This is a genomic window from Vreelandella sp. L-25, from assembly GCF_056857535.1.
This window is the reverse complement of record NZ_JBSXNH010000093.1, coordinates 26,239-37,057: the sequence shown is the minus strand read 5'-3', so window position 1 is coordinate 37,057 and position 10,819 is coordinate 26,239. Positions and strand designations below refer to the sequence as shown.

The window sequence follows — 10,819 nt, the reverse complement described above, 5'->3', positions numbered from 1 at the left end:
CGTGGGAGATTAAGAGCAGAGAGTGCGCATTCCATCAGGGCCAGATAGCAGCGCTATCATCAAAGGCCGGATATAAGCGTGCAGTCCTCATCCGTGTCCATCTCGTGGCTTGCTTGCTCAACGGGATGGGTCCATATAAGGGAGCTTCAGCTCGCGATGATGAGGGCACCACTGCTGCGGCAGGCTAAGGGCGGCTTTCGCCGCCGTCGCCCAATAAATTGGCCTCCCACTTCTTTTGTTAAGGCGCTTCGCTACCCATCATCTCAATGAGGCGTTCTTGGCTGGGGAGGCCTTGGATTCGGTCAATACGCACAGTGCCGCCTTCAGCCTCACGTTGGAAAGCGCTGGTGGGGGTGGCGTAGAGGCCTAGCTCTTCAAAGAGCTGGTTGTTGGCATATACCTGCTCTTCGATATCCCGTGGCTGTGCGCTGGGGGAGAGCTCATCACCTTCACTGTGACGGTGCAGGGCAGCGGAGGGGTCGTCAGCGCCGAGAATGGTAGCGGCTAACGCAGGGCTATTGGGGGCGAGAATACCGACCATAATATGGCGTAGCTGAACCTCACCAGCCTCTACCCAGGGGCGTGTTTGTTGCCACAGCTGACGGCAGTAAGGGCAGTTGGCGTCGGTGAAGGTGTAGATGACGCGTGGGGCATCCGGGTCGCCATCCTGAATCCAGCGGCTCTCTTCAAGCAGCTTCCAGGTTTCGGCCTCTAAGGGTGCCCGTACGTGCTCGTCAAGCTGTGCCTCAGTCATGTCGCTGCCTTCGCTGTCTACCAGCGTGCCAATAATGGCGTGTTCTCCATCAGGTGTTAAATAAATCGCCATATCTTGCCCTTGCACGCTGGCCCCAAAGCCGCGCATTCCGCCCGGCGCATCAAACTGCCCATGGATCGTTAAGCCCTGGTTGGCCAGCGCCTGCACAGGCGCTGGTAGCTCGTCGGCATGGCTGGCTGCCGCTGCGCTACCCAGCGCGGCAAGTAAAGCGAAACGGCCAACATGGGGTAAGAAAACACGTTGCATAGCACTATCCTTATGAAAACGGCTTGGTGTGGGTGCCGCGAGGCAAAATATATTAGCGAATACGCGAAAGGCCATCTTGCAAAGTGGCGCGGGAAAGCTCGCCAAAATGGGTGCTCACGAGCTGTCCATCCGCGTTGTAGTAAAGCGTTGTGGGCATGGCATGGGCTCCGGTGGTTTGACCCAGGGCATTGCTCGGGTCTTGCCATACATTCTTCAAATCAAAGCCGTGTTCGCTCATAAACGCATGAATGTGTTGAAGGCTTTCACCTTGGTTAACGAACACAAAGGTAATGTCCTGCGCTTGTTGCTGGGCCTCTTCAAACACCGGCATTTCACGAATACATGGCGGGCACCAACTTGCCCATAGGTTCACCACCATGGGCTTTTGCTCCTGCTGAGCAAGTTGGGGCAGGGTAATAGGCTCGCCGTTGAGCGTAGCAAGCGGAGTAGTGGGCAGTGGGCGTGCCTGCTGTTCGATCAGTAGCGTACTGCCAGCTGTCAAGCCCCAGGCTAAACCGCCTACCAAAAGCGCCCCGGCAAGCGGTACTCGTTGGCGCGGTGAGCGCCATATTGCCCATCCAGCGTAGCTAAGGCCCGCCACTATACCACCGAGTATATCGAAGCCGCCATCGCGAATATCTAAGCGCGATAGCATGCTGTCATAGTCGCTCCAGTAACGCACAACAAAGACGAGGCGTGCGGCCACCAGCGCCACAAATAGCAGGGTAAATAACGTATCGCTGACCGCCACGCGATGCCGCTGGCCAATAAGCGCACCCGCTAGCAGGGCCAGTAAAAAGGCAAATCCAATCATCAATTGATGCAGACTAAACCCCATGGGGCCAATCGCAACACTTTGCTGCAACATAGTCACTCACGCTTTCACCAGTGGTTTAGCGTAAGTGTGTCAGAACAAGATTATTTAACGATTATCTCTCGTTGCCCTGAGTCGTTATGTCGCAAGCCTTATGCTTCAGCAGCCAGCCAGCGGACGGCATAGGGCGGCAGTGTTTCTTCGTGGTGAGCTGTCAGCGGGTCTAGCGGCTGCCAGTGGTACTGGGTAAGCGCTTGGTTCAGGGCATCGCCTGCGTGAGCGAGATCAAACTTAACATCGGTGACGTTATACAGCGCGAGTAGGCGTCGCCCGTTACGGAGTGGCCCGCGCTCAATGGCTAGCAGCTCGGGTGGCGTTTCTATCACGCGCTGCGGGGCGTTGGGGTGAAAGCAGGGCTCTTGGCGACGCTGCACTAGTAGCCGGTGCAGGGCATGGAAAACGTCATGGGTGGGGGTGGAAGGGCTCTCCAGCAGCAGTGCCAGCTCATCAAGCTGCCAGCGGCGACGGTTAATCGAGCGTAAGCGGCCGCTGCGCTCCACACCTTCGACATCATTTAGCGTGCCGGTGAGCGTATGGATATAGAGTGCGGGTATTCCTTGTAGGCTGAGCATGATCGCTTGGCTGCATAGAAAGCGCGCAATTTGCCACGGGTCTGGCCCGCGGCGGGTGCCGCACATGGCCTCAAACCAGGTAATGTTAATTTCGTAGGGTGTGTCGCTGCCATCAGGGTTGCTGCGCATGCTGACAAAGCCACCAAAACGATGCATCAGTTCCAGCAGTGCGTCGCGTTCATGGTCAGGCAACAGGCCTTCTAACGGCCGTACGCCAATACCGTCGTGGCTCGCGGTGAAGTTTAAGTAGGTGCACTGTTCAGGCAGCACCGGCAAGCTGTTTAACCACGTTTGTATCGTCGTCGCTTCGCCGCGGGTGAGGGTGTGCAGCAGCAGGGGCGGCAGGGCGAACTGGTACACCATGTGGGCTTCATCGGGCGCGCCTTTCGCTAATCGCTCCAAGCCAAAGTAGCTGATGTTTTCGGCATGGGGCACGTTGGTTTCGGTGATCAGCAGCGTGCCGGGGGCTATTTCATCCACGATGGCGCGAAGTAAGCGCACAACGGTATGGGTTTCCGGCAGGTGAATGCAGGAGGTGCCCAATCGCTTCCACAAAAACGCCACCGCGTCCAAGCGAATAATGCGCACCCCTTGCTGTAGGTAGAACAGCAGAATACCCACGAACTCTAACAACACATCCGGGTTTTCGAAGTTGAGGTCTATTTGGTCTTCCGAGAAAGTCGCCCACACGTGGCGCGTACCCCGGCGCGTAGAGATCGGCACTAGAAGTGGGCTACTGCGCGGGCGGGTGACTTGGGAGACATCGGTATCCGGATCCACTTCGATAAAGTAGTCGCGACCGGGCAGGCTGCCGGTCAGGTAATCCACAAACCAGAGCGACTCTCTGGAGACATGGTTCAGCACTAAATCAGCCATCAAGTCATAGTGGCTGGCTAGCGTTTGGATATGCGCCCACTCGCCCAGCTCGCTATTGACCTCGCGGTAGTGAATCACCGAAAAGCCGTCGTCGCTGCTCCAGGGGAAAAAGGGCAGTACGTGAACCCCGCTAATGGCATCCCCCAGATAGCTCTGTAGAAAAGTATCCAGCACCGCTAAAGGCGGCGTACCTTCATCCAAGATGGAGTCACCGTAACAAATGACCCACTGATCTTTTTCGCTCCATGTTGGTGCGTCGTGGCCCGCCGTGTTAGCGGGTGGGGAAGCCGTCGAGGCGGTACGAAAATTCGCAAGATGCTGGCCAATACGCCGCTGTACTTCCCCCGCACGGGGGCCATACAGGTGGGTAAGGTAGTGGTGAACGGTCTGCTCGAAAGGGGTCATAAAGGGCGTCCTATAAATCAACCTTCGACAAACGCTGCAGCTTGTGTGCCAAATCGTTACAATACCGTGTTGATACGCGTTGTATAACACAGCTACGCCGTAAGGGCAGCGATAAGGCTGCCGCTGACAATAGGCGATAAAACAGTTTATAAAATGGCGAATAACGGGCAGGGCATGAAGCCTTGTAGCGTTTTTTATTCGTATAGGCTGACACGCTGCACGCACAGCTACTAGTGCGTACTGATAATAGGTTGACTGCCATGCATTGCCCTTTTTGTGGTGCAAATGATACCCGAGTGACAGATTCCAGGCTGGTGGCGGAAGGCGACCAGGTGCGCCGCCGCCGTCAGTGTGCCAACTGCCAAGAGCGTTTTACGACTTATGAAACCGCTGAGCTGATTATGCCGCGGGTCGTAAAATCCGACGGCTCTCGCGAGAGCTTTAATGAGGCGAAACTACGCGACGGTATGCTGCGCGCGCTGGAAAAGCGCCCGGTAAGTGCTGAAGCGATTGAAGTGTCGGTGGAGCGTATTCGCCAGACGCTGCGCGCCCGTGGCGACCGTGAAGTCAACGCGCGTGAGATTGGTGAAGCGGTGATGAAAGCGCTGCGTAGCTTGGATCAAGTGGCCTATATTCGTTTCGCCTCGGTATATCGTAAATTTCAGGATTTAGACGAGTTCCGGGCGGAAATCGACCGCCTCTCCCAAGAGCCCACGGATGAGCCAGAGGGCAGTGGGACACAGCACGGAGCATCGTAATGGGTGAATTCTCCACCGCCGACTATCGCTACATGGCTCGCGCTATCCAGCTAGCCAAACGCGGGCTTTATACCACCGACCCCAACCCCAGGGTGGGGTGTGTGATGGTGCACTTTGATGGCAGCGCGGAAGGCAGCATTGTGGGTGAGGGATACCATGTGCGTGCGGGAGAACCCCATGCAGAAATTCACGCCCTAAAGGCGGCAGGCAGCGCCGCCCAGGGTGCCACCGCTTATGTCACGCTAGAGCCTTGCTCACATACCGGGCGAACAGGGCCCTGCGCGGTGGCGCTGGCGCAAGCGGGTGTTGCGCGCGTGGTGGTGGCGATGGGGGACCCTAATCCCCAGGTCAGCGGTGGCGGTATTGAGTATTTGAAAGCAGCAGGCATTCAGGTGCAGGTAGGCCTGTTGGAAGCAGATGCCCGGGCGCTGAATCCGGGCTTTATTTCCCGTATGGAGCGTCAGCGCCCCTTTGTGCGGCTGAAAATGGCGATGAGCTTGGATGGCCGTACCGCCATGGGGTCGGGGGAGTCCCAGTGGATTACCGGCCCGCAAGCGCGCACCCAAGTGCAGCGGCTGCGCGCCCGCTCAAGCGCTATTCTGAGCGGCGTGGAATCTATCATTATGGATGATTCACGCTTAACGCTGCGTGCCGACCAACTGGCACTGGATAACGCCGCCGAGATCGTGCAGCGCCAGCCGCTAAGAGTGATCTTGGATTCGCGCCTTCGTTTACCGCTTGCCGCGGCCTGCCTACGAGAGCCAGGGCGCACGCTGATTATCACCACCGATCAGCATAGCGAAGAGAAACGGCGTAAACTGGCGGCGGCGGGTGCTGAGATTCAGGTGCTTCCTGCCGAAGGGGGCCGGATTGCGCTGGCTGACATGCTGCGTTGGCTGGCAGATAATGAGCAGGTTAACGAGCTGTTGGTAGAGACCGGCGCAACGCTAGCGGGAGCGGTACTGGAGGCGGATTTAGTCGACGAGCTGCAGCTATTTGTCGCTCCTACGCTATTAGGCGGTGAAGCAAGGCCACTATTTGCACTGCCGGGAATTACCCAGATGGCCGATCAGAAACGCTTGACGATTAAAGAGTCGCGAACCGTTGGGCAAGACTGGTGGATTACCGCCACCCCTCACGCTGACTAGCGCAAGCCGTCATTGCAAGGTACCCTGACGCCCGAAATCGCATACGATGCGACCACATTTTTTGGAGATTCCATGGCGCACTCCTCTTCTGAGGGCTTATCCCCTATCGCTGAGCTGGTGGACGATATTCGCCAGGGCAAAATGGTGATTCTCATGGATGATGAGGATCGCGAGAATGAAGGTGATATCATCATGGCCGCCGAAATGGTGAAGCCTGAGCATATCAACTTCATGGCACGATACGCGTGCGGCTTGATCTGTATGCCGATGACCCGTGAGCGCTGCGAGCAGCTCAACTTGCCGCTGATGGTACGGGACAATGGCTCAGGCTTTGGCACCAAGTTCACGCTCTCTATTGAGGCAGCCGAAGGCGTCACGACCGGTATTTCAGCGGCTGACCGCGCGCGCACTGTGCAGGCAGCCGTTGCGCCGAACGCTAAACCGTCGGATATCGTTCAGCCAGGGCATATTTTCCCGCTGATGGCCGAGCCGGGCGGCGTGCTTCGCCGTGCCGGTCATACGGAGGCGGCCTGTGATTTGGCAGCGCTGGCAGGCTTTGACCCCAGCGGTGTGATTTGTGAAATTATGAACGATGACGGCAGTATGGCGCGTCGTCCGGAACTGGAAGTGTTTGCGAAGACGCATGGCATTAAGATGGGCACCATTGCCGATCTGATCCACTACCGTATTGTGAACGAGCAAACGGTGGACCATATAGAAACCTCTCAGGTGTCGACCGTTCACGGCAAGCTTGCGCTACATGTGTTCCGTGATCGCATTCAAGGTGCGCACCATTTGGCGCTGGTAAAAGGGCAGCCGACGCCAGAGCAGGCCACCACCGTACGCGTGCACCTTGCCGATACGCTGCGCGACGTGATGGGCTTAATGAAGGGTGAGCAGTGTCGGTGGGATGCCAACCGCGCTATTCATGAAATTGCCCAAGCCCAGGCCGGTGTGTTCGTACTGATTGATGATGGGCGTCCTAATCAAGATTTGAAAGACCAGCTAGATATCTTTCTGGATCGCGTACGCCAGCCGCGTACCAGCGACTCAGACGGTTCTGGCAACTACTTAACGATTGGTACTGGCTCGCAGATTCTGCGCCACTTAGGCGTTGGTAAAATGCGGCTACTCAGCTCTCCGTGGAAATTCTCAGCGCTCTCTGGGTTTGGTCTTGAAGTAGTCGAGCGCCTGGGGCCCAATGACACGGCGTATGAGCCAACTTTTCAGCAGGAATAAATTGATGCAACCCCTTTCGCAAATTGAAGGCACTTTTGTAGACGTTGATGGACGCTATGTCATCGTGGTGGGCCGCTTTAATCACCACGTGGTCGATAGCTTGGTGGAAGGTGCCGTCGATAGCCTGACACGCCACGGTGTGGATGTGGAAAATATCCATATCGTTCATGTGCCGGGCGCGTGGGAACTGCCTCTGGCCGTGAAGCGTGTACTCAATGTGATGAAGCCGGATGCGGTGATTGCCCTCGGTGCGGTCATTCGTGGCGGCACGCCACATTTTGAGTACGTGGCGGGTGGCTGCAACACGGCTATTAACCATCTCCAACTTGAGTTTGATACGCCCGTAGCCAATGGCGTATTAACCGTTGAGTCTATTGAGCAAGCCATTGAGCGTGCAGGCACCAAAGCCGGTAATAAAGGCACCGAAGCGGCGATGGCCGCGATGGAAATGGTGTCTCTACTGCGCGCGTTGCCGGTAGGAGACTCTCAATGAGCGAGCGTCGTGAGCGCAAGCCCTCTGCGGCACAGCAGGGGCGTCACGCCGCAAGGGAGTTAGCGGTACAGGGGCTTTACCAGTGGCAGATGACCGGTAAGTCCATTACCACGATTGAAGCTGAGTTTCGTAGCCAAGTGGCTGACGATGACTTAGAAGATCATGAGAACTGGGTAAAGGTCATGGAAATCGCGGACAAAGCGCTGTTCCATGAGCTACTGCATAACACGGTGCGTTTCAAAACCGAGCTGGACCGTGAAATTGCCCCATTGCTTGATCGCCGTTTGGAAGATTTGGACGCGGTGGAGCTGGCGATTCTTCGTCTCGGCGCTTACGAGCTTTCCCGGCGAATGGAAGTGCCTTACCGCGTAGTGATTAACGAAGGCGTTGAGCTGGCAAAATCATTTGGCGCCACCGACGGCCATAAATACGTGAATGGCATTCTCGATAAGCTGGCAAACCGCTTACGAAGTGCCGAAGTCAGCGCCCGCCGCTTGTAAGCGGGCCGCCTGATCAAGCGTTTAAGGGGCCTTTGTGCTTGCCGAATTCGATCTGATTCGACGTTACTTTATGTCGCCGCAGGAGGCACAAGCGACAGATGGCGTTGCCCTAGGATGCGGCGATGACGCCACTCTATTGGTACCCCAGGCGGGGCAGCAGCTGGCGGTGAGTGTTGATACATCCGTCGTCGATGTTCACTTTCCCCACGATGCCCCCGCCTATGCGATAGGACACCGGGCGTTAGCCGTGGCACTCAGCGACTTAGCCGCGATGGGGGCTAAGTCGCGCTGGTGCTTGATGGCTATCACCTTGGATCAGCGCGCCTTTAAAGATGACACTGCCGCTGAGCAGTGGCTTGCCGATTATGCCAGCGGTTTTCACACGCTTTGCCAGCAGCACGCGACGACACTCGCTGGAGGCGATGTTACCTCTGGCGCGCTCAGCATTAGCGTCACCGTGATGGGCGAAGTGCCTACTGGCACGGCTATAACGCGTTCGGGCGCGCAGGTGGGCGATGTGGTGGCCGTGACCGGTGCATTAGGTGGCGGTGCTGGCGGGCTAGCGTTGTGGCAACAGGGTGAACGGGATCTGAAACACCCGTTGCTACAGCGCTATCTCTTGCCTCAGCCCCGGCTAAAGGCCGGCATTGCGCTACGCGGACTGGCCACAGCGGCGATGGATATCTCCGATGGCCTGCTAGCGGATCTGGCGCATCTGCGGGAAGCGTCCCAGGTAGGTGTCGCTTTGCAGCCCGACTCGCTACCCCTAGCCGAAGGATTAGCCGAAGTGCTGGGCAGCGAAGCGGCCTTAACCGCAGCGCTATCTGGCGGTGATGACTACGAACTGCTGGTGACACTACCTCCCTCCAAGGTTGCTCAAGCGCAAATGCAGCTGGCCGAGTTAGGCCTTTCGCTTAGCATTATTGGCCGCTGCACCGAAGCGCTTGGGGTGACGGGAGTGCCTGTAGAAGGGGCGACTGGCTGGCAGCATTTTCGTGGGGGTGCCCAATGAACCGAGCACCGGCGAGCGTCTGGCGGCGCCCCACCCACTTTTTTGCTTTTGGCCTAGGCAGTGGCACGGTGCCTTGGGCACCGGGCACCTTTGGTACTCTGGCTGCGATTCCTTTCTACTGGATGATGGCCGACCTGACGCTAGGCTGGTACCTAGGCATTGTGCTGGCAGCCTTTGTGGTTGGCGTATGGCTGTGCGATAAAACGTCTCATGACCTGGGGGTGCATGATCACTCAGGGATCGTATGGGATGAGTTTGTTGGTTACTGGATTACCATGGCAGCGGTTCCTTTCTCCTGGGAGGCAGCGCTGTGGGGGTTTGTGGTATTTCGCATCTTCGATGTCTTTAAGCCATGGCCCATTCGCTGGGCTGACCGTCGAGTAGCCGGTGGCTTTGGCATTATGATTGATGATGTGATGGCAGGGGTCTACGCCTGGAGTACTATGCACCTTTGGTTTTGGCTGCATTAAGTTAAGCCTGCGCATCAACTGCTATGCTGACTGTGTTGCACGCCTACTGCTTGTATGGAGAGAAGCCTTCTTGGCGAGGCTATTCAAGGAGATAGCATGCGCAAGGAACGTTTGATCGTGCCTATCCTCGCGGCCGTGGCCGTGATCTGGATGGTCGCGCAACTGCTATCCAGCGTTCTTTTTGAACGTAGCCTACGCCAAGCACTGGAAGATCTGGAGGCGCGGGGCGAGTGGCGTGTCAGTCGAATTGAGAACCACCAGGGGTGGCTAACCTCCCGTGGAGGGCTGGTTCTTTCTCCTCTTTTAGGTCGGCCTTGGCGTTTGGAACTGACCTACCGGGCCCGTCATGGTGTGCTCAGCACGGATGTTGAAGGCACCCTATTGCCGCGCTTGGATAGTGTATTGCAGAAAGCGGTGGGTGAGGTCTCGGCGCCTTCGGTGCCACGCTGGCAAGGCCGCTACCAAACGTTGAGTGGGCACACCGAACTGCGTCTGGCCCTGGCGCCCTTTGTGATTCAGCAGAGCGGGCGTGAGCTGGCGGTTCGTGGTGCTCGCGTTCGGCTAGAGGGGCTGTTTGGTGACTGGCGTTTGCGCGGGTTGCTGGAACAGCTCACGCTGACCGATGGCCTTGCCCAACTCACGCTGGGGCCAACCCAGCTAGAAAGCCGTTATACCTATATTGAAGATGCCTACCATTTTGCTCAGCGCGACCATCTGCATATTGAAAGTTTAGAGCTGCGCTATCCCGCTTACGATATTCATGTCACACCCTTAGATGTGCATAGCCATATGGAGCTGGATGAGAGTGAGTTGCGCTTGAAGGGCGAGCTGATTATTGGCGATGTGCGTGTGCCTAGCGAAGCACCTGATACCTCGCTGTTAAGCGGCCGTATAGAAGCGGCGCTTTCCCGGCTAAACGGAGATGCAGTGAGGGCAACCATTCGTCGGCTGCGTCAGGAGGCTGCTTGGGGCGATGCCAGCCTGCCTATGGCAGAAGGCTTATTATCACGCTTAGAGCCAGATTTGCTCCAGGTACTCAGTGATTCTCCGCGCTTAGATGTTACCACTATTGATATTGATAGCCCGTTACTTGGCTTGCAGGTGGATGCCGAGGGGGCTCTGTTTTTTGATGCGCGCCGCCTGGATGAATTAAGTATCACGGCTCTTGGTAAATCTGATGAACGTGCTCGCTGGTTAGAGCGTATTGATGGCGATTTTGTGTGGCACGAGGCGCCCACGGTGGCTGCCCTATGGCTAGGCCTGCCGCTAGGCACGCGGGAGCTGCAGTTTGATGTGATTCGAGGCGTATGGCGTGTGAATGGCCGCCCTATGCCGACGCTTTGGCCATGAATGCTTTCATAACCATTGGCTAAATTGCCTTGAGGGTTGAAGTTTTCCCTGTGTGCCCACATTCCTTTAGCAATGCTGAGTGGCCCAAGCCACTAGTGACT

Annotated in this window: 11 protein-coding genes; 8 read left to right on the top strand and 3 right to left on the bottom strand. The window is 57.0% G+C overall.

Going from position 1 to position 10,819, the window contains the following annotated elements:
• Positions 1–238: 238 nt before the first annotated feature.
• From dsbG to AC13CN_RS17340, 3 genes are all read right to left on the bottom strand, one after another.
• Positions 239–1,021 (bottom strand): thiol:disulfide interchange protein DsbG, encoded by a 783-nt coding sequence (gene dsbG, locus AC13CN_RS17350; RefSeq protein WP_044630386.1) that lies wholly within the window; start codon positions 1,019–1,021, stop codon positions 239–241.
• Between the two features lie 52 nt (positions 1,022–1,073).
• On the bottom strand, positions 1,074–1,889 hold the full coding sequence (locus tag AC13CN_RS17345) for a TlpA disulfide reductase family protein (protein WP_058578377.1): 816 nt from the start codon (positions 1,887–1,889) through the stop codon (positions 1,074–1,076).
• 98 nt (positions 1,890–1,987) lie between these two features.
• Positions 1,988–3,748, bottom strand: coding sequence for a sugar phosphorylase (locus AC13CN_RS17340; protein ID WP_089675602.1), 1,761 nt, complete (start codon positions 3,746–3,748; stop codon positions 1,988–1,990).
• Between the two features lie 260 nt (positions 3,749–4,008).
• Between AC13CN_RS17340 and nrdR the strand changes: the two genes are divergently transcribed.
• From nrdR to AC13CN_RS17300, 8 genes are all read left to right on the top strand, one after another.
• Complete coding sequence (nrdR, locus tag AC13CN_RS17335) at positions 4,009–4,506, top strand: transcriptional regulator NrdR (protein WP_044630383.1); 498 nt, start codon at positions 4,009–4,011, stop codon at positions 4,504–4,506.
• Positions 4,506–5,654: a bifunctional diaminohydroxyphosphoribosylaminopyrimidine deaminase/5-amino-6-(5-phosphoribosylamino)uracil reductase RibD gene (gene ribD / locus AC13CN_RS17330; protein ID WP_044630382.1), complete on the top strand. Its 1,149-nt coding sequence runs from the start codon at positions 4,506–4,508 to the stop codon at positions 5,652–5,654. The genes nrdR and ribD overlap by 1 nt, the downstream gene beginning before the upstream one ends.
• Before the next feature lie 72 nt (positions 5,655–5,726).
• A complete protein-coding gene (gene ribBA / locus AC13CN_RS17325; protein ID WP_044630381.1) occupies positions 5,727–6,893 on the top strand; it encodes a bifunctional 3,4-dihydroxy-2-butanone-4-phosphate synthase/GTP cyclohydrolase II in 1,167 nt (388 codons plus the stop codon).
• A gap of 4 nt (positions 6,894–6,897) precedes the next feature.
• Complete coding sequence (gene ribH / locus AC13CN_RS17320; RefSeq protein ID WP_044630380.1) at positions 6,898–7,386, top strand: 6,7-dimethyl-8-ribityllumazine synthase; 489 nt, start codon at positions 6,898–6,900, stop codon at positions 7,384–7,386.
• Positions 7,383–7,886, top strand: coding sequence for a transcription antitermination factor NusB (nusB, locus tag AC13CN_RS17315; RefSeq protein ID WP_044630379.1), 504 nt, complete (start codon positions 7,383–7,385; stop codon positions 7,884–7,886). The genes ribH and nusB overlap by 4 nt, the downstream gene beginning before the upstream one ends.
• 34 nt (positions 7,887–7,920) lie before the next feature.
• Positions 7,921–8,898 (top strand): thiamine-phosphate kinase, encoded by a 978-nt coding sequence (gene thiL, locus AC13CN_RS17310; RefSeq protein WP_228219547.1) that lies wholly within the window; start codon positions 7,921–7,923, stop codon positions 8,896–8,898.
• Complete coding sequence (locus AC13CN_RS17305; protein WP_044630377.1) at positions 8,895–9,368, top strand: phosphatidylglycerophosphatase A family protein; 474 nt, start codon at positions 8,895–8,897, stop codon at positions 9,366–9,368. Before thiL ends, AC13CN_RS17305 begins: the two co-directional genes overlap by 4 nt.
• 96 nt (positions 9,369–9,464) lie before the next feature.
• Positions 9,465–10,718 (top strand): DUF945 family protein, encoded by a 1,254-nt coding sequence (locus tag AC13CN_RS17300; RefSeq protein WP_483053289.1) that lies wholly within the window; start codon positions 9,465–9,467, stop codon positions 10,716–10,718.
• The last annotated feature ends 101 nt before the right edge of the window (positions 10,719–10,819 follow it).

Excerpts from the sequence above, each read along its gene's own strand:
- AC13CN_RS17345 (WP_058578377.1), bottom strand. The coding sequence starts at position 1,889 with ATGTTGCAGCAAAGTGTTGCGATTGGCCCCATGGGGTTTAGTCTGCAT.
- ribH (WP_044630380.1), top strand. The coding sequence starts at position 6,898 with ATGCAACCCCTTTCGCAAATTGAAGGCACTTTTGTAGACGTTGATGGA.
- AC13CN_RS17340 (WP_089675602.1), bottom strand. The coding sequence starts at position 3,748 with ATGACCCCTTTCGAGCAGACCGTTCACCACTACCTTACCCACCTGTAT.
- dsbG (WP_044630386.1), bottom strand. The coding sequence starts at position 1,021 with ATGCAACGTGTTTTCTTACCCCATGTTGGCCGTTTCGCTTTACTTGCC.
- nusB (WP_044630379.1), top strand. The coding sequence starts at position 7,383 with ATGAGCGAGCGTCGTGAGCGCAAGCCCTCTGCGGCACAGCAGGGGCGT.
- ribD (WP_044630382.1), top strand. The coding sequence starts at position 4,506 with ATGGGTGAATTCTCCACCGCCGACTATCGCTACATGGCTCGCGCTATC.
- ribBA (WP_044630381.1), top strand. The coding sequence starts at position 5,727 with ATGGCGCACTCCTCTTCTGAGGGCTTATCCCCTATCGCTGAGCTGGTG.
- AC13CN_RS17305 (WP_044630377.1), top strand. The coding sequence starts at position 8,895 with ATGAACCGAGCACCGGCGAGCGTCTGGCGGCGCCCCACCCACTTTTTT.
- AC13CN_RS17300 (WP_483053289.1), top strand. The coding sequence starts at position 9,465 with ATGCGCAAGGAACGTTTGATCGTGCCTATCCTCGCGGCCGTGGCCGTG.
- nrdR (WP_044630383.1), top strand. The coding sequence starts at position 4,009 with ATGCATTGCCCTTTTTGTGGTGCAAATGATACCCGAGTGACAGATTCC.